The organism is Paucibacter sp. PLA-PC-4 (assembly GCF_026241155.1).
Taxonomy (GTDB): domain Bacteria; phylum Pseudomonadota; class Gammaproteobacteria; order Burkholderiales; family Burkholderiaceae_C; genus Roseateles_E.
The window spans coordinates 56090-73593 of record NZ_JAPFGP010000020.1 but is presented as its reverse complement, the minus strand read 5'-3'; the positions used below and the strand labels follow the sequence as shown (position 1 = coordinate 73593).

The 17504-nt window shown below is 64.0% G+C and carries 14 protein-coding genes; 1 reads left to right on the top strand and 13 read right to left on the bottom strand.

Annotated features, from left to right (window positions below; genetic code table 11):
* The first annotated feature begins 1 nt into the window (after position 1).
* Positions 2-1525, top strand: a complete 1524-nt coding sequence (locus OOZ63_RS24620) for a polysaccharide lyase (RefSeq protein WP_266008302.1) — start codon at positions 2-4, stop codon at positions 1523-1525.
* Here OOZ63_RS24620 and OOZ63_RS24615 read toward each other — a convergent pair.
* The 13 genes from OOZ63_RS24615 to OOZ63_RS24555 form a co-directional block, all read right to left on the bottom strand.
* Positions 1519-2730 (bottom strand): hypothetical protein, encoded by a 1212-nt coding sequence (locus tag OOZ63_RS24615; RefSeq protein WP_266008300.1) that lies wholly within the window; start codon positions 2728-2730, stop codon positions 1519-1521. The two genes, OOZ63_RS24620 and OOZ63_RS24615, sit on opposite strands and share 7 nt — an antisense overlap.
* Positions 2727-3821 (bottom strand): acyltransferase family protein, encoded by a 1095-nt coding sequence (locus tag OOZ63_RS24610; protein WP_266008299.1) that lies wholly within the window; start codon positions 3819-3821, stop codon positions 2727-2729. Before OOZ63_RS24610 ends, OOZ63_RS24615 begins: the two co-directional genes overlap by 4 nt.
* Before the next feature lie 22 nt (positions 3822-3843).
* Positions 3844-4803, bottom strand: coding sequence for a hypothetical protein (locus OOZ63_RS24605; protein WP_266008297.1), 960 nt, complete (start codon positions 4801-4803; stop codon positions 3844-3846).
* On the bottom strand, positions 4800-5417 hold the full coding sequence (locus OOZ63_RS24600) for a hypothetical protein (RefSeq protein ID WP_266008296.1): 618 nt from the start codon (positions 5415-5417) through the stop codon (positions 4800-4802). Before OOZ63_RS24600 ends, OOZ63_RS24605 begins: the two co-directional genes overlap by 4 nt.
* Position 5418: 1 nt before the next feature.
* The gene (locus OOZ63_RS24595; RefSeq protein ID WP_266008295.1) at positions 5419-7101 is read right to left on the bottom strand and encodes an asparagine synthetase B family protein; all 1683 of its coding nucleotides are present in this window, start codon (positions 7099-7101) and stop codon (positions 5419-5421) included.
* Positions 7102-7113: 12 nt separating this feature from the next.
* The gene (locus OOZ63_RS24590; RefSeq protein ID WP_266008293.1) at positions 7114-8037 is read right to left on the bottom strand and encodes a sialate O-acetylesterase; all 924 of its coding nucleotides are present in this window, start codon (positions 8035-8037) and stop codon (positions 7114-7116) included.
* Complete coding sequence (locus tag OOZ63_RS24585; RefSeq protein WP_266008292.1) at positions 8034-9068, bottom strand: acyltransferase family protein; 1035 nt, start codon at positions 9066-9068, stop codon at positions 8034-8036. Before OOZ63_RS24585 ends, OOZ63_RS24590 begins: the two co-directional genes overlap by 4 nt.
* 15 nt (positions 9069-9083) lie before the next feature.
* Positions 9084-11039 carry an acyltransferase family protein gene (locus OOZ63_RS24580; protein WP_266008291.1) on the bottom strand — a complete coding sequence of 652 codons (1956 nt, stop codon included), beginning with the start codon at positions 11037-11039 and terminating at the stop codon, positions 9084-9086.
* A 5-nt stretch (positions 11040-11044) separates the two neighbouring features.
* A complete protein-coding gene (locus OOZ63_RS24575) occupies positions 11045-12361 on the bottom strand; it encodes a glycosyltransferase family 4 protein (protein WP_266008289.1) in 1317 nt (438 codons plus the stop codon).
* Between the two features lie 60 nt (positions 12362-12421).
* Positions 12422-13624 carry a glycosyltransferase family 4 protein gene (locus OOZ63_RS24570; protein ID WP_266008287.1) on the bottom strand — a complete coding sequence of 401 codons (1203 nt, stop codon included), beginning with the start codon at positions 13622-13624 and terminating at the stop codon, positions 12422-12424.
* Between the two features lie 127 nt (positions 13625-13751).
* Positions 13752-15059 carry a glycosyltransferase family 4 protein gene (locus OOZ63_RS24565; protein WP_266008286.1) on the bottom strand — a complete coding sequence of 436 codons (1308 nt, stop codon included), beginning with the start codon at positions 15057-15059 and terminating at the stop codon, positions 13752-13754.
* A gap of 16 nt (positions 15060-15075) precedes the next feature.
* Complete coding sequence (locus OOZ63_RS24560) at positions 15076-16521, bottom strand: lipopolysaccharide biosynthesis protein (RefSeq protein ID WP_266008285.1); 1446 nt, start codon at positions 16519-16521, stop codon at positions 15076-15078.
* Positions 16518-17504 (bottom strand): glycosyltransferase family A protein, encoded by a 987-nt coding sequence (locus OOZ63_RS24555; protein ID WP_266008283.1) that lies wholly within the window; start codon positions 17502-17504, stop codon positions 16518-16520. The genes OOZ63_RS24560 and OOZ63_RS24555 overlap by 4 nt, the downstream gene beginning before the upstream one ends.

The following is a 17504-nucleotide window of genomic DNA, read 5'->3' as shown; positions in this document are numbered from 1 at the left end:
AATGGCTGGCTCATTTCGCTGGGTCGCGGCGCGATGCCTGGCCTTGCTAATCGGCCTGGCATCGGCGTTGAGTGCGCGCGCTATGCCGGAGGGTTTCGAGCTCGGCGATGCGTCGGTCGGCCCGACCTGCGCTCACTATCTCGGTATGGGACCAATGGGCTGGCGCCAGCGCGGCGGCGACTGGGTCGATGCCCAAGGGCAGATGCGCGGCCCGCGTCCATTCTCGACCATGGTTGTGGCGCGTGGCCAAGGGCGTCCCTTTGTCGAGATGGACCTGAGTCCGCTGTTGCGGGCCTGGCAGGCGCAGCCGCATCTACCGCATATCGTTGTCCTGCGCGCGGTCGGCAAGTCCGCCGGCAGCGATGTGATCGATTTCCACAGCCGCGAGTCAAGCGATATCACCGCTCGGCCGCTGCTGAAGTTGACGCTCAGGGACGGCCGTCGTCTGCGCCTGGCGCCGGCCGCCGACACCTTCCTTGACTGTAGCTCGCTGAGCAGCCTGGGGCGGCGCGCCGATCTCAAGACGGGTGGCGAACGCAGTGTGCTGCTGCGCTTCGAGCTGCCCAAGAACCTGGCCGAGGTCGAATCGGCCGCACTCTTACTGAGCAGCGACAAACAGTACGGGGCCGCGGTCCAGACCATTGGCAGCTTTGCGCTGAGGCCCGCCTACACTGAGGTCCATGAACCCCGGCAAGGCTTGGCGGCCACAGCACCGGGCGATCGGGGGCTGGAGGGCCATCCCGATGTCCTGTTCACCGCCGGCTTCGAGGAGACGGCCTGGATGGCACGCTTCGGCGAGCTGGCCTTGCGCGGCGATGCCGAGAGCATCGATTCGGACAAGGCGGGTGGCTTCATCCCCTTCGCCGGGCGGGCGCTGAAGGTGACGATGCGCCGCGGCAAGAACCTTGGCCTTGATCTGCGCTACCGTTTTGCACGCCACGGTCAGGCGGAGCCGCAGGAACTCTACTTCCGCTACTACCTGCGCTTCGCCAGAGACTGGAACCCCAGTGGCGACGGCGGCAAGCTGCCTGGCATCGCCGGCACTTATGGCAAGGCCGGCTGGGGCATGCGTAAGCCCGACGGGTTCAACGGCTGGTCTGTACGCGGCGGCTTCGCGCGCCGGCCCGGCGACGATCCCTCAGTGGCTCGGCTGACCGGGCTGGTGTCCTATGCCTACCATGTCGACCAGAGCGACAACTCCGGCGCCATCTACGGCTGGGGCGAAGGACTGTCCGGGGTGCTCAGCAACGAGCGCTGGTACTGTGTCGAGCAGTACGTCAAGCTCAATGACCCGGGGCAGCGCAACGGTATCGTGCGCGCCTGGGTGGATGGCAGCCAGGTGCTGGAGCAGAGTGGTTTGCGCTTTCGTGACACCGACAAGCTTGCCATCGAAGAGGTCTGGCTGGATGTCTACCATGGCGGCGTCGCGCCGGCCCCGCATGACCTGACCCTCTACATCGACAATGTGGTCGTCGCCCGCCGCTACATCGGCCCGGCGGTCTTCAAGGCTTCTCGGGATCAGTGACGCCGCAGCAGATTGCGTATGTCCTGCAAGAAGGGCAGGGGGTCGCGCCAGCTCCAGACGTAGTAGCACACCGCAGGGCGGAAGTAGTCCGCGACGAAGCGGCTCAGCTCCTGGATGGGGCGCCGCCGAAACTGCCGGTCGATGATCTTCTGCGGCTGCAGCAGGATGCGCAGCAGACGCTTGAGCTCGGTCGCCACCATGCGAGCCCGCATCCGTGAAGCAGGCGCAGGTAGTGTTGGCACACCGGCACCCGCCTGCACCGAGTGACTGATCAGGGCGAAACCGGCCCCGGCACGCAGGGCAAGCGGGTAACTGCCCCAGAAGCGGCCGTTAATCTCCATCAGCACCGAGCGCCCCGTCACGCCGTCGTGGCGATACTCCACCATGGCCACCCCATGCCAGCCAATACGCTGCAGCAGCGCGATCGAGCGCTCTTGCAACTCCCGATGCATATCCAGAGGCACCGCATCGCAGACGCTGGAGAAGCCGCCCTCGGGCGGCCACTCAGCAATGCGCAGGTGCTGAAAGCGCCGCACTGCCTGGCCGCGATGCATGAAGAAGAACTGGCCCAGCCCGGTGCCTGAGCAGTACTCCTGCACCACCGGCCACTGTCCCAGCGGCCGGTAGCGTGCACAGGCGGCGATCAACTGCTCGGCCGAGTAGACATGTTCGGCCTTCTCCAGTGTTAGGCCCAGCTCGGTCAGGCGGCCCGCCACCTTGGCCGGATCGGCCCATTTCAATACGACCGGAAAACGGCAGCCGACCGCCAACTGCTCGACCTCGGCCCAGCTCGCCGGGCTGGCCGTCTCGGGCACGTCGATACCGACCGCCCGGGCCGCCTCGAGCGTGCGCGTTTTGTCGAGCACGATGGCAAAGGCCCCGGCATCCGGCAGCACCGGGCTGAGCACGCCAAGCGTTTCCCTTTCGTCCATCAACCATTGCAGATTGGCCTCTGAGACGGCTAGCAACGTGCCGGGACCGAAGCGTTCGCCAATGGCGCGAAGTTCCGCCAGACCCTGCGGGGTGCGCGGCGAATGCAAGAGTGCGGCATGGCTCAGGTAGCGCGAGCGCAGCCCCAGCGCGGTCTCGTCCTGAGCGATGCCGATGACAGTGACGCCAGCGGCCCCAAGCTCACGCACCAGGCTGAGCCCGATCTGCGTTTCGAGGCCAAGTACATAGCAGCGGGTCGATGAGAGATCGGTCATGTGTAGTGGCGCTGCGTGGCTTGGCCGCGACGCAGCAGGGCCAGCGCCCAGTCGCGCAGCAGGCCGCGTTTGTTCTCGGTGAAATGGCCGACCAGGCCGACCGTCGCGAACGTCAGTAGCGTCACGCTGAGCCAGTAGGCGGGCGCGTCCGGATTGCCACGCAGCACTGCACCCCAGAACAGGAACAGCGGTTGGTGCAGCAGGTATAGCGTGAAGGTGTACTGGGCGAGAAAGCGGGTCGGACGTTCAATGGCCTGGAAGAAGCCGCCAGCGTGAACCGCTAGCACCCTCATGCAGGCAAAATTTAAGAATACAAGGGGGCCTAACAGATAGTCGGATAGGAAAAATTTGGAGAAGGTCAGGTTGCGGTGCAGCTCAGCGCCCAGCTGCTCGCTGAGCCACGCACTGCAGGCCGCCTCGACATCCAGCCAGTGGAAGACGACGATGCCGGCGATGCTGGAAAGCAAGCCCAACAGGGCTGCCGGCGCCGGCAGCTGGGCGAGCGAGCGCCAGCGATGCAGCAGCACGCCCAGCCACCAGATCGGTGCCAGCAGCGCCAGCTTGGGCCCCAGCAGCACAAAGATGGCGACGAACGCGAACCAGGCCGAGCCGCCACGCAGAAAGTGCAGACACGCAAAGGCGATGTAGTACCACCATTCGTAGCCAATCGACCAGTAGGGCACGTTGGAGAAGAAGGTGACCGAGATCAGCCAGGTCTCGTTCATCAGCAGGCTGCTGGCCAGCAGGCGCAGGCCGAACTGGTCGAAGGGATAGCCGCTGTAGATGGCCGGGTAGAGCTGGCGGCCGATCGTGTCGGCGCACAGCGTGACCAGGATGGCCGGCACGACAACCGAGAACACACGCGAGAAGCGGCTGGCCATGAAGACTCTCCAGTCGTTCTCCTTGGTGTCGGTGATGTAGGAGATGATGAAGCCCGACAGCACAAAGAACACGATCACCGAGCTGTGGCCAAAGTGGCTGGCCGGCAGCAACTCGGTCGACAGAAAGCGCTGGTTCGAGTGATAGATGTAGACCAGCACGGCCGCACTGAAGCGCACCAGGTCCAGATAGATCGAGAAGGGCTTGTTCATCGCATCGATTCGACGGTGGGCTTCACAAGAGGCGCCGAGCGAGTTGCTCGAGATGGCGTCGCGCACTGGCCAGCAAGGGCGCGCGGATGGCGGCTGGCGGGCCGCCGAGGCGGATACCGAAGCCCGGGCTGTTGAACCCGCAGACGTCGTAAGCATCGGCGTGCGCGGCGAGATAGGCGCACAGCTGCTCGAAACGCGCGACGACAAAGCGGTCGGGCTTGGTCGATCCGGGCACCAGGGTCTCGAAGTTGTGCGACAGGATCATGAAGTGTTCGAGCCCCTGCGCCTGCGCCGATTCCAGCGCCGCTCGCATCTCGGCGAAGCTGCAGGCGCCGACCTGGGCTGGCCGGGGCTTGCCCAGACCGTCGCGGAAGACCGTCATCGGAATGGTCTCGACCGCATCGATGCAGCTCGGGCGGTAGAAGTCCTGTTGCGCACGCAGGTCCAGACCCGAGTCCGGGTGGTCCGGGTTAAGGCTGCTGTCGTAGTGCAGGCCGATCTGGCTCAGCGCCTTGAAGGTGTCGGCGTTGCAGGCAAAACTGCCAGCCCTGAAGGCCTTGATCGGGTGAGCTCCGGCCTCGGCGAGCAGGCGCAGACCTAGGCCCAACAGAGCCACCTGCTCGTCCAGGCTGTAGTACGACAAGTGCTGTCGCTTTACACGCGCCCCCTCGAAAGGCAAGGGGCGAATCTCGTCGGCCCACTCCGGATGCAGGTGCAGCTGAACCTCTTGCCCGGCGTCCTGGATCAGCGCGACGATCTCGCGCAGAGGCTCGATGCCGAAACGACCGGCGAATAGGGGCTCGACGAAGAAGACTGCCTGCAGACCATGCCTGGACAGCACATTGAGCGCATGCGGCAGCGCGAAATCACCGGCCGCCGACCGTCCATAGACATAGCGCTCGAACTGAACCGGGAACTTGCGATCCAGCTCGTCCCAGCCATCGCACCAGATCTCGACGTCGAAGCTGAGATGGACCTTCATTGCGCGAGGGCCGCCGGGCTGCCGGCGAGCCGCAGATGGGAGCTCAGGCAGTGGACGGCGGCGTGCAGTTGCGCAAAGCAGGTCTGAAAGTACTCCTCACTGAGTGTGTGGGGATCGTGCAGATGGATGCGATGCGGTCGCGACCAGTGGCCGAGAAAGCCGATGCGATGTTTCGGTATGCCAGCCTTGATCAGGCGGTGCAGGTGCCGCACTTCCATGACGAGGTAGTAGTCGCCGTCCTGGCGATGGTGGTCGGTGAGGTCGGTGGCGCTGTGAGCCTCCAGCGAGTAGCCGAACTCCCTGGCCGTCTGCTGGGCCAGGTGGAAGGCGGGCGCGCCGGTCGTCGTGGCCAGGCCTATCGAGCAGGTGCGTAGGCCCAGGCGCTCGGCGACCGCATTGGCGAAGGCGCTGCGATTGATGTTGCCCAGGCAGACGAAGACCAGACGCTGGACCTGTTCGGGGCGAGCCGGGCGCAGATGAGCGTCGAGCCGGCCCAGCAGGAATTCGACCTCGCCAAGCAGGGTGCGCACATAGCCGCGAAAGGTGCCGAAGTTGCAACGCGTTAGCGCGGCCAAACTCGTGGCCGGACCGGTGGGGGCAGGGATCTTGCTCATGTCAACGGACGGTCCAGTGGGGTCGGTGGGCGCGCAGCCATTGCTCCAGCATCATCAGGATCCAGACCATTTCGCCGTAGTAGCCGGGATGGGCTGGCAGCTGCTGGTCGAGCAGCTGTTTGATGTAGTCGGAGCGCACGATGCCGCGGTCGGCCAAGCCATGCAGGGAATCCTCGGCCAGCGCTCGCAGCGCTGGCGTACGGGTGGTCCAGACGCCGAAGGGCAGGCCGAAACCCTGCTTGCGTTTGCTGATGATCTCGTCAGGCAGGAAGCCGCGCAGCGCCTCCTTGAAGAACCAACGCAGCTGCTGGCCCTTGAGCTTGTAGTCGACCGGCAGGCGCAAGGATAGCGACAGCAGCGCATCATCCAGCATCGGAAAGCCCACCGAAACGCCACCCAGCGCGGTCGCTGCTCTGACCTTGGGCAGATCGCTCTCGGCTAGCGTGTAGCGCCAGTCAAATGCCAGTTCCCGGTTGAGTGGGCTGCAATCGCCGGGCTCGCGCCAGGTCGCCTGCTGGTGTCGCAGCGGCGCGGCCAGATCGATGCGCGAGAGCATCTCGGGCGACAGCACCTGGGCCGGGCCAACCCGGGTGATCAGGTTGTAGAGCTGTAGTCGGTCGGGCATTGGGGTCGCAGCCTGCTCCACATAGCTGGCGCCCTTGCGCAGCAGTGGAAGCTTGCCAAGCAGCGTCCTCAGCAGCAGCGGCTCCAGCAGGCCACGCTGCAGCAGGCTAGGCACCTGCTGGTACATATCGAAAAGGCGCTGCTTGGCATAGCGTGAGTTACCACCGTAGAGCTCGTCACCGCCGTCCCCAGCCAGCAAGCGGCTCACGCCGTCCTGCCTGGCCATCTTGGCACAGTAGTAGGCCGGAAGCACCGAAGAGTTGCCGAAGGGCTGGTCCAGATGCGCAGCCATCTCAGGTATGCCGCGCACCAGGTCGTCCGGCGTCACGTAATACTCGTGGTGACGGGTGCCGAAATGGCGAGCGGCGAGCCGCGCATAGGCCATCTCGTCATAGCCCTCGGCATCGAAGCCGATCGAGTAGCTGTCCGCGCCTGCTCCGATCTCGCGCGCGATCATGCCGGCGACGGTGGAGCTATCCGTGCCGCCGCTGAGGAAGCAGGCCGGCTTGCTGCCGTCCAACTGGCGCCGCACGCCGTCTTGCAGATGACTGAGGAACGTCTGCTTCAGGGCCGCGAAATCGGCCGGCCCCTGCTCATCGAAGCGCGGCGTCCAGTAAGGCTTGACACTGATACGGCCCTGGCTGAACCAAAGGTAATGGGCCGGCGGCAGGCGCAGGACACTCTTGAAGATAGTACTTGGCGAGGGAATGCAGTGGAAGTACAAATAGTGGTAGATCGCCTGCACATCGATTTCGTCGCCGGGCTGGGCCAGGTCCTTGGCGGCCGGGCTGACCAGCAACTGGCCGTCGATCAGCGCGTAGCACAGCGTGTGCGTCGCGAACTTATCGGTGGCCAGGAATACGTCGCCGTCCGCGTTGCTCAGCGCGACCGCGAAGTCGCCCTCCACTTGCTGCAGCGCGGCTTCGGGTCCGTTCTTCAGGGCTTGGCGCCAGGCCTCTGCAGCTCCGGCACTGTTGGCCAGCGCGGCCAAGTCGCGATCCCGAAACTGTGGGCGACCCAGGAGGATCTGGATGGGCTGGTTCTTCACTCTCGTGTGCATAGGGTCGTGGTGCTAGGGTCTGAGTGTCGGCTCTTGGCCGGTGGCGGACCACAGGGTTGATGCTGGGCGTGCGGCTGCCTCGCCAATTTTCAAGGCGCGCAGCGCATCGTCAATGGCGCGAGCCCAGAGCCCGGCCGCCTGGGTCAGCCCCGGCTGCGAGAAATGACAGGCCCCGAAGCGGGCAGCTGCCGCGTCGAGCTGATCTGTATCGGGGCCGGCCAACAGGTCTGTATGCCGGCGCTGCAGATCGTCGATAGCTGCGCGCACCTGCTCGCTGCGCCGACCGGCGCAGAGGGTCGAACGCGCTAGCAGCATCGGCGCTGCAATGCCCTGCTCCCGCAGGCTTAGCCGCAGGCGCTCGAAACCCTCCTTGTACTCGGCCTGAGCCGTGCCTTTTCGCATGTCGGCCTCGCCCTGCTGCCACAGCACCAGATCGGGCTGCCAGCCGGCCGCATTCAGCGCTTGCAGACGTTGCCGCAGATGCCGGCCCAGCGGACCCTTGGCATCGCTCCAGTCGGAAATACTACTTGCGTCGACTGCGATGACGGCCAGGCTCAGTCGATGCCGCCGACCGAGCGTCTGCAGCGCATCGGGCAGGTGCGACCAGATGCTGCCACCCGTGCCGCTACCGCCGGGCAAGGGGTCGGTGGCCTGCACACAACCTTGCGGGGTCCAGAGGTCCAGAAGTGCGTGGTCGTCCTTGTTGGCGGGCGCACCATGGTTGCCGGCATTCGATTGGCCCAGGATCAGCAAGCGCAACCCCGATTGCCCAGCACCAGCGCATGACGGCAGGGCAGCGGCCCGTGCGAAATTGGGCAGACGTTGCGCCAGGCGACGCTCCTCCGAGTCGCCCAGGTGCAGACCGCTGACTTGCCAGGCCGCCGCCAGTCCGAGCCCTGCAATCACCGAGGTTGCGAGCAGCCGCCCGCGGCTCATGTCGGCACGGCGGCTGTTTGCCGCTGGCGATAGCGGCTGCGGATAAGTGCCATCGCGGGTTTCTCGACGCAGCGGGTGATGGCCCATGCCAGCAACAGCGACAGGGCGATCACGATCGCGATCGAGACGTTCGGATCAAAGCCGTGGGCCTTTAGTCTCAGCAACACGGCCCAGCCGATGTTCTCGTGCACCAGGTACAGCGTATAGGAGATCTCACCCAGCCAGGTCAGCACGGCGATGCGCAGCAGAGGCAGGCGCCTGCTCGCGGCCAGATAGAGCAGGACGGTCAGCGCGGCAGCAAGTGCGCCCAAGAAGGGCGACTCCGTGATGCCCAGGGTCAGAACGGCAGCGGTGACCAGTGCCCAATCGAGGCCTCGCGTGCTGCTGTCGTGGCTGAGCCGGTAGACCATGATGCCGCAAGCGAACCAGGAAATAAAGGGCAGTATCAGCAGCTGAGACAGGGTCCAAGGCAGGTCGATGCCGAAGGCTTGCGCGGCGACGAAATAGACCAGACGCAAGGCCAGCGCGGCGGCCAACAGCAGATGGATACGCGCCAGCAGTCCGAGTCGGAAAGCCAGGAGCGACCAGGCATAGAACAGCAGTTCGACCAGCAGCGTCCAGTAGACGCCGTCGACATTGGGCACCTTGAACAGACTATGGAACATCAGCAAATTCAGAATTGCGTCGCCCCAGCCCACCGTCTTGCCTGGTAGGCCCAACCACGCGGTGACGCCAAACGTCAGCCCGACCGCGAACCAGTAGGCCGGATAGAGACGACTGAAGCGCGAGACGATGAAGTCCGCCGGCTCTCGTGTGCGCGCCAGAGTCATGAAGATTACAAAGCCACTGATCATGAAGAACAGATTGACACCGTAATGTCCCCAGGGCAGGGCAAAGGCGGGTGCGCTGACGTGTCCATACAGCTCGTCGAACTTGCTCGTGAAATGAAATAGCACGACCATCAGCGCGGCGATGCCGCGCAGTGCGTCGATCTCTTGCAGTCGGTTCGATGAGGGTTGCCGAGTTGTCACTTTGCTTGATGTCGCTTATTTGATGTGTTGCGCCCAGTTCATCTGCCTGGCCAGCAAGCGTGATCCCTCATGGGAGAGGTGACCCGAGTCACGGTAAATGATCGTACCGTCGATCTGTGTCTTGCAGCTTTGCTCGCCACACAGAAACCTGTCGATTCGTATGACCTCAAGCCCGGCGAGCTCGACGGCATCGAGCAGCTCGATCACGGCCGCGCGCTTGTCGCGGTAGATGGCCAGTGGCACTTCACATCCCTCATAGCCGCCTAGCGCAATGCGCCCGCTCAAGCGACGTTCCAGACAGGCACCGATATTGAAGTCCGCGCTGGGCGGTGGGGCGACCAGTACGACCTCCTTGCCTGCAGCTCGCAGTTCAGCGACGGTTGCAAGCAGCGCCTTGGCTGCCAGGGTCGGTGTCGGTGAGACCGCGGCGATGCCGGTTTCTCCGCGCACCAGATGGGTCCATCTGGCCCCGTCGACGTACTGCAACAGTGGACTCGACAAGACCACGGTCTTGATCGACTCGCTAGTGCGGACTGCCTCAATGACGGCCTGGTTGAACTCCAGGCATTGCAGCGCCCAGTTGCGGTCATAGACAGGCCCGGGCCGGCTGTTGATCAAGCGTTGCGGACCAATGCCGAGTACTGGGCCGCAGGAGGTCTTTGTCGCTTGGGCCACACCACCCAGCTCCGGCAACGCCAGCAGGCCTGGCAGCAGGTGCATTGCGTAGGAGTCCCCCCAGACCAGAATCTTGGGATTGGGTGCGCTGCTGCACTCGGGCTTGACGGTATAGGGCGTACTTTGGTCGCAGGCGGCATCAAGCCCGAAGTTGATCTTGCGTATCTGCTGGAAGTCGACCGTGGATCGCGTCGCGAACAAGCTCAGCGGGGCGATCAGCACCAGTAGCAGCGAGATCACCACCGTCTTCGCCAGCGCCCCCGCCGTCCAACGCAGCTGAGCGCGCCGCAGTGGGTCTTCGACGAAGCGGTACATCGGATAGGCTGCGGCGAATGCCAGCAGCAGGGCGGTGAGCCGCAGTGACAGCGGCAAGGCGCCATCGAGGCCTACCCAGGCATTCTTGATCAGTGCCACGATAGGCCAGTGAACCAGGTACAGCGAATAGGACATATCGCCGATGCGCGCGAAGCCGCGGGTCAGCCGCAGTTGCTCAATGCCGGCGTGGCGCCGCAATATCACCAGCAGAGTCGCAAGACAGATCACCAATGCGGCCGGGCCGGGATGGTCTGCCTGCAGGGGATAGAAGGGTAGGACCAGCAGGGTCAGAAGGGCAGGATAGAACAACAAGCGCAGCAAGGGCGCAGTGGCGAGGCGGTCGGGATGGGCATGACCGGTGACCAGCAGGGCCGCTATCGATCCGATCAGCAACTCCCAGGCGCGTGTGGGCAGCAGATAGAAGGTGGCGACCGGCTTATATTCGGCGCCGAGCACGCACAGCCCGAGGCTGATCAGCAATGCGACCAGCACGGCCGGCTTCCACCAGGCCCGGCGGAGTAGCAGTAGTGCGGCAGGCAGCAGCATGTAGTACTGCTCCTCAAGCGACAGCGACCACATATGCAGCAGCGGCTTGAGGTCGCTCGCGCCCTCGAAGTAACCGGTCTGCTGCCACAGCACCATATTGGCGGTGAAACTGACCGAGCCCAGTACCTGCAGCGAGAAGTCATGTAGCTCCTGGCGATTGAGGAACCAGGGGGCCAGCAAGGCGGTGAGTAGGATCGTCAGATAGGCGGCCGGCAGCAGACGCTTGGCTCGCCGCAGATAGAAGTCCGCCAGCCGGAAGTCACCGCGCTGAATGCCCGTAGCAACCAGCGTCGTGATCAGATAGCCAGAGATCACGAAGAAGATGTCGACACCCAGATAGCCGGCGTCCACGCCGCCGATCTGTACGTGGTACAGCAGCACCACCAGCACGGCCAAGCCGCGCAATGCCTGGATGTCGTTGCGTAGGACCTGCATGGCGATCAGAGGCCTTCTGTCTCCAGAATGGTCTGCAGGTGGCTCCTGAAGCTGGCAAAGGTGTGGTTCTTCATCATCTCCTCACGGCCGCGCCGGCCTTTCTCGAGCCTTTGCTTCGGGTCGGCGACGATGTTTCTGATCTGCTTATCGAACCGGCTGAGCGCTTCCTCGTCCAGCCCCTCGCCACGAACCTCGCCAGTGAAGTAGCCGAAGTTCGTCACCTCGAAGTCTGGGTCGTGGCAGGACACCACGCACTTGCCGTAAGAGAATGCCTCGAGAAAGCTGACCGGCTCGGCCTCGTGCACGCTGGTATTCAGCACGCCCCAGCAACTGCGCAGCAACCTGTCTTTGGCCGGGCCGTCGACATGGCCGAGCAGCTTCAGGTTCGGCAGGTGTTTGTAGCGCTCAATCCAAGGAGCCATCAGCTCGACGTTATGGGCCTGACCGGCGATCAGGAAGTCAATGTCCGGATGGCGTTTGGCCAGCTCGAACGCAATCCAGGGGCGCTTGACTGCGTCGAGTCGACCGAGATACAGGAGGCTGGGGTGTTCCGAGAACTCTATGTCGTCGACCTCCGGGATCTCAATCGGATTGGGCAGCCAGTAGGCGGATACCGGCTTCATCGCATAGGTACGCTCGGCACGGGGAAGCAGGGTCCGAGCCGTGGTGGCGAAAACGATCTTGCGCGGCAGCAGTTGCTGGAGCTCGAACAGGCGCTTGATCGATACGCTCTTCTCGCGCGCACGAGCGATCAACTGCTCGGATGACTGCAGCCCCTGGAAGTGCATTTCATCGGCAACCTCGGCGATCTTCTCCCACTCCTCCTGGTCGCGAGGATCATGGATCCAGATGATCAGCGGCGTCGCATTCAGCCCATAGCTCGGGACGGCGTAGCTAGGATACCAGTCGATGGAGATGAGCACGCGTGGCTTCAGGCCCGCGATCAGGTCGGCATAGGCATCGAGGGTCGCGATGGCGGGTCGGGGCTCATCAGGGCGCAGCACGACGCTGGTCTGGTGGTAGGTCCTCACCTCAGGGACGGTAACCAGGTCGGAGACCTTGGGGTAGGCCAGCACGACCCGGGTGTCGTCTCCTGCCTTACCGTTGTAGTGGTCAGCGATGTTCTTGACCGTTTTGCCAAAGCCACCATAGCCGCGCAAATCTGGATGGAAGAACTCCTCGCACAGGAAGACAAGGTGCCGAGGCTGATCTTCGGTGGCTTCGGCCTGGCGCTGGTGGCGTGACTGTGCCCAGTCACGCATCGCCTGCTCCTTTTGCCGGTCCCAGCGCCAGTTCTTCAGTCTCTTGATCAGTTGCCGCATGTGGAGCGTGCTTTCATGTGTTGCCCTGAGGCCCCGCGTTCGCCTGGGCCTCGAGGTGAGTTAATGCGATGAGATTTGCTGGCTCCAAACGCCGATGAGCTGCTGCGTGCACTTGGCGCGATCAAAGCCCGCCAGCACGGTCGCCCGCCCGCCCAGTCGCAAGCGCTGCGCCATGGCTGGATCGGCCTGCAGTGTGGCTATCGCCTCAGCCAGCGCGACCGCATCTCCGGCCTCGACGAGCAGGCCACTGACGCCATGATCGATCAGCTCCGGAATGCCGGTGATACGGCTGGCGATGCTGACCGTGCCCATGGCCATCGCCTCGATGCAAGCGACCGGCAACCCCTCGGCCCGCGAAGGCAGCACGAATAGATCAGCGCGCTGATGCAGCTGTCTGATCACCTGCTCGGGCTGCACGCCGTGAAAGGTGATGAAGCCCGCCAGGCCCAGCTGATCAGCGAGTGCTTTCAGTGCCTGCTCCAGCTCGCCGCCACCGACGATGTCCAGATGCAGCTGCAGCCCCTGCTGCCGCAGTCGGGCAAGCGCGTGCAGCAGCAGATCCTGCCCCTTCTCTGGCGCCAGCCGGCCCACATTGAGTAGGCGCAGCGGCGCACCTGCGGGCGGCGCCGAGCGCGCGAAAAGAGCGAAGCGCTCGACGTCGACACCGCAGTGGACGACGCTGATCTTGGCCTGCGGCAGGCCGTAGCGCTGAACCATATAGCGGCGGTTGTACTCGCTGATGGTCACAATGGCGTCGGCCTTCCGGTAGAGCTCACTGGCGCCGTCGTAACCAAGCGGATCCTCGCGAAGGTCGTAGCCGTGGGTGGTGACGCCGAAGGGGATGCCGCTCCAAGCCGAGATGCAGGCCGCGTACTGGAAGTTCACATCGGCGAAGTGCGCGTGCAAGAACTGCACACCTTGTTGCCGGCTCCACCATGCAGGTCCGAGCGCCTGGAAGTAGCACCATCGGTTGGGGTGGCGCAGTGCTTGGCCGAGCGTTCGCAACGTTCTGATGGGGGCGACAGTCATCCACCGACAGAGGTTCTTGACCGCCGAAAAGGCGCTTGCGGCGGGCACGAGCAGACGTGGCGCCATTTGGAGCAAGGTTTGCGCCGCTGGATGCACGACGGCCGCGCTACCGTCCTTTAAATGAATGATGCAGGGCTGGATACCCGCACGTATCAATGATGCGGCTTCTTCAGCGATAAATGTCTCGCTCGGCTCCGGGAAAGAGCGAATGACATAGGCGACGGACTTGAGCATATATAGCTGGCGATTGGGTATGAGCATCATGCCGCGCGGGCAACAGCGCGACCGCCATCCCCAGGATGGACGAAGTCATCGGAGCAGCGCCGGATGATGACGGGGAGGTGTAGGTCATAGGCGCGGGTCACAACGCAATACCCTCCAGATCGCATATTCGACGCAGCGCACCCAGGAAGGCACCATGTGAGTGTTCCTGCATGATGAAGGCGCGCGCAGCCGAGCCTCTCGCATGAGCCTGGGCCTGGTCATCGAGCAATGTGCGTACCGCCTGATCCAGGCGTTGTTGCGAGGCTGGGTCCAGCCCGTCGCCGAGCAGCGGACCGCCGAAGATGCCAAAGCGCCGCACCTCCTCGTCTTCAGCATGGCAGGCGATGACCGGCTTGCCGTAAGAAAAGGCTTCCATGAAGCTGATCGGCTCGGTTTCGTGCACACTGGTATTGAGCAAGGCCCAGCAGCTGCGCAGCAAGCTGTCCTTCTCGGCACCTTCCACGTGCCCCAGCAGCTTCAGGTTTGGCAGCGAGCCATAGCGTGACAGCCACGGGGCCAGCAGCTCTGGCTGGTGCGCCTGGCCGGCCACCAGAACATCCAATTCCGGATGGCGAGCCGCCAGCGCGAACGCGATCCAGGGTCGTTTCACTGGGTCCAGTCGACCGAGGAAGAGCAGGCTTGGGCGCGCGCTGCGGTGGGAATCGATGTCGTCGAGTTGTGGCGTCGCAACCGGTGTAGGCAGATGGTGCGCCTGCAGGTCTGGCAGACCGTAGGTGTTGGCCGCGCGGGGCACGATCCAAGGCGCCTTGGCGCAGAACACGACCTTGCGGCCGGTCCGACGTGACTCGGCCAGCAAGCGGCGCATTGCATGGCGCTTCTGCTCCGCCAGGGCCAAGAGTTCGCTTTGCCCGTTCAGTCTGCGGCTTTCCTTCTCGCCCGGCACACCGGCGATGCGTTGCCAGGCGGCCTCGTCGCGCGGGTCGCGAATCCAGATCAGCAGCGGCGTATGCGGCAAGGCCAGGACCACATTGAGGTAGGAGGGGTGCCAGTCGACGCTGAGCAGCACACGCGGACCCAGTTGAAGCAGCAGTTCGCGCTGCAGTCGCAGGTTCTGGATGACATCACCCTGCGAGGGCCGCAGCACCACCGGGGTGTCGTGGTAGTCACGGCGTTCGACCCGGGTGACTGTTGTCGAGGCCTGGGCCAGCGTAGCGGCGAAGCAGGCCCCCAACTCCGGTCGCTTGTTGAAATGCTGAGCCACACTGCTTGCTGCTTTGCCGAAGCCACCGAAGCCTCGCAGCTCGGCATGGAAGAATTCCTCCGTGACGAAGAGCGCGGTGCAGCCCGGGCTTGCGGACGGATCGGCGGCCAGCGAGCGGCTCCAGCGCAGCAGGTTTCGCCGCCGCATGACGACCCAGTAGTGCTGCTTCAAGCGCTCAAGCATGGTGGGCTCCCGGTTGTCAGCTCAGCATTCGCTTCAGAGGTGCTGGAAGCGGCAGGTATCCAAGGACCGGATGGTGCAGCGTGCGGGCGAGCAGCAGCCAGATGGCAGCACCCACTGGGACGGCAACAGTCAGACGCAGCAGCGGCAGCATTTCGACCCGGTGAAGCAGCAGACCCAACAATGCGAAGAACGCGGCGCAGCCAAGACCTAGCCAGACGCTGCGACTCATGCCGCGGAATAACTCGGCGCGCGTGCAGCCAAGCAACTGCGGCAGGGTGCGGGCATACAACGTCGGGCCGAGCAGCGAGCCGCTAGCAAAGGCCATGGCCACAGCCATCAAGCCATGCGGTGCCGCTAGCACAACGGCGCAGACATGCCAGACGGCGACGATCAAGGTAAGGCGCAGGCGCACCTTGATCTGCCCGATGGCTACCAGGGTGCTAGGCCCCAGCGTGGTGAAGTAGCCCAGCATGCTGCCGCAAGCCAGCACGGAGGCCACCGTTGCCGCGGCCAGCCACTGCGGTCCGAAGAGGGCAGCGATGATGTCGCTGGCGAACAGCGCCAGGAAACTGAGCATGGGCCAAGCCAGGCCGGAGATCAACACAGTGGTCTCGGCATAGCGCTTCGGGATTGAACGGCCTTCGCGCCGGTCTTCCGACATCAGCGGTGTGCTGACGCGTAGGATGGCTGCGGTGAAGTTGTTGTAGAAGAGATCGAGCAGGCCTAGCGAGCGACTGAACAGACCGACGGCGGCAAAGCCCTGGTAGCGGGCGATTAGGAACTCATGCACGTTGCGCGAGAGGGTTTCGATGACCCTCGTCAACGCAAAGGTACCGCCATACTTGAAGATGCGTCTCGCCTGCAAGAGACTAGGCCAAATCAGCACCTGCTGCGGGCGCAAGAAGGTAGTGATGACGATCTGCAGGGCAATGCTGGCCACGGGCGCCCAGGCAAGGGCCATGGTGCCAAAGCCATGGTAAGCCAAGCTCACAGCGACCACGGCCTGCGCGGCGTTGCAGACGGTCTGGATGTAGAAGATGGTGCGGAAGTGCATTTCCCTCGACAGCACGGCAAAGGCGGGCGAAGCGAAAGGCAGCAACAGGAAATTCAGTGTCAGCACGCCCAGCACCTCGCGCACCACCGGCTCTCGGTAGTAAGCCGCCAGCGGGTCGCGGACGAGAAAAATCAGTGCGCCCACGCTCCATCCAATGACTAGGGCGACACCAAAGGCATTGCGAAGCTTTTCGTGATCCAGTTCCTTCTCCTGGATCAAGTACTCGCTGACCCCGAAGTCGCGCAGGATCCCGGCGATCGTTACCGCTGCCGCGCACAGGGAGAACACGCCAATCTGGGCCGGTGTTAGCAGGCGGGCCAAGATCATGGTGCTGGCCAGTGAAACAATCAGGCTGGCGTAGCGCTCGGCAAAAGACCAGAGCAGGGCGCCTCGGGCGGTCAGGCTCATGCCTTGCCGCCCATCAGCTTGGCGCGAAGAATGCTGAAGAGCTGCTTGAGCGCCGCCAGACTCAATGGGTTCTCGTGGTAGAACAGCCGCACCGTTTGCCAACGCACCGGCTTGCGGTGACGCAGGCGGTGAACCACATCCTGCAGCATGCCGCTCTGCAGCTCGGCCAAGCGCTGCCGCAAGCTGCGTTTGGTGTCCTCGGTACGCGCATGCTGTTCCAGCACTTTGCGACGGAAACGCGCCTCGTCGACGATGCGCATTGCAAGGCCGTCCGTACCCCAGCCGCTGCCGTACCACATATTGATGCCCTGGCCGCAGCGCACCTCGGGCTCGGTAGAGTAGACGAAGCGTGCACCGTGGCGTATCAAATCCATCCAGTACAGATAGTCACCGCCACCATGGCGATGCGCCAACGGAAAGCGGGCCTTCCCCAGCGCGTCGACCCGTATTACCAAGGATGGCATGAAGATGATGTTGGCCGTGGCGATCTGATGGACCATATCGCCCTGGTAGGCGCGCAGGCTGGGGTCATCGGCGACGCTAGGATGGTCCTCATGGCGGACGCGTTTAGCCTTGTCGAACTCGTTGGTCGAGTCGCCGAGGTGAAACAGATTGGCGAAATATGCGCTGTAACCCGCGTTCAGTGCCCGCACGGCCCGGGCCAGGTGGTCGCCGATCCATTCGTCATCGGAGTCCAGGTAGGCGACCAGATCAGTGTCGGGTTCCAGGCCTGCCAACGCGGTATTGCGGGCCTCGTTGGGACCGGCGTTGGCCTGGTGCAGCACCGTGATGCGCAGGCTTGCCGCTGGAGGATGGTCGCGCAGTTCTTGCACAGCCGGGCAGGGCGAGCCGTCGTCGACAACCAGCACATACAGGCTCTCAGATGGGTAGGCCTGCGCGGCGATCGAGGCCAGCGAGCGGGCAAGGACGCCGGTCTTACGCTGGAAGAACGGAATGATGACAGCGATCTTCGGGTGGGCCAT

Excerpts from the sequence above, each read along its gene's own strand:
- OOZ63_RS24560 (WP_266008285.1), bottom strand. The coding sequence starts at position 16,521 with ATGAGCCTGACCGCCCGAGGCGCCCTGCTCTGGTCTTTTGCCGAGCGC.
- OOZ63_RS24615 (WP_266008300.1), bottom strand. The coding sequence starts at position 2,730 with ATGACCGATCTCTCATCGACCCGCTGCTATGTACTTGGCCTCGAAACG.
- OOZ63_RS24610 (WP_266008299.1), bottom strand. The coding sequence starts at position 3,821 with ATGAACAAGCCCTTCTCGATCTATCTGGACCTGGTGCGCTTCAGTGCG.
- OOZ63_RS24570 (WP_266008287.1), bottom strand. The coding sequence starts at position 13,624 with ATGCTCAAGTCCGTCGCCTATGTCATTCGCTCTTTCCCGGAGCCGAGC.
- OOZ63_RS24565 (WP_266008286.1), bottom strand. The coding sequence starts at position 15,059 with ATGCTTGAGCGCTTGAAGCAGCACTACTGGGTCGTCATGCGGCGGCGA.
- OOZ63_RS24600 (WP_266008296.1), bottom strand. The coding sequence starts at position 5,417 with ATGAGCAAGATCCCTGCCCCCACCGGTCCGGCCACGAGTTTGGCCGCG.
- OOZ63_RS24575 (WP_266008289.1), bottom strand. The coding sequence starts at position 12,361 with ATGCGGCAACTGATCAAGAGACTGAAGAACTGGCGCTGGGACCGGCAA.
- OOZ63_RS24605 (WP_266008297.1), bottom strand. The coding sequence starts at position 4,803 with ATGAAGGTCCATCTCAGCTTCGACGTCGAGATCTGGTGCGATGGCTGG.
- OOZ63_RS24595 (WP_266008295.1), bottom strand. The coding sequence starts at position 7,101 with ATGCACACGAGAGTGAAGAACCAGCCCATCCAGATCCTCCTGGGTCGC.
- OOZ63_RS24580 (WP_266008291.1), bottom strand. The coding sequence starts at position 11,039 with ATGCAGGTCCTACGCAACGACATCCAGGCATTGCGCGGCTTGGCCGTG.
- OOZ63_RS24590 (WP_266008293.1), bottom strand. The coding sequence starts at position 8,037 with ATGAGCCGCGGGCGGCTGCTCGCAACCTCGGTGATTGCAGGGCTCGGA.
- OOZ63_RS24555 (WP_266008283.1), bottom strand. The coding sequence starts at position 17,504 with ATGGCCCACCCGAAGATCGCTGTCATCATTCCGTTCTTCCAGCGTAAG.
- OOZ63_RS24620 (WP_266008302.1), top strand. The coding sequence starts at position 2 with ATGGCTGGCTCATTTCGCTGGGTCGCGGCGCGATGCCTGGCCTTGCTA.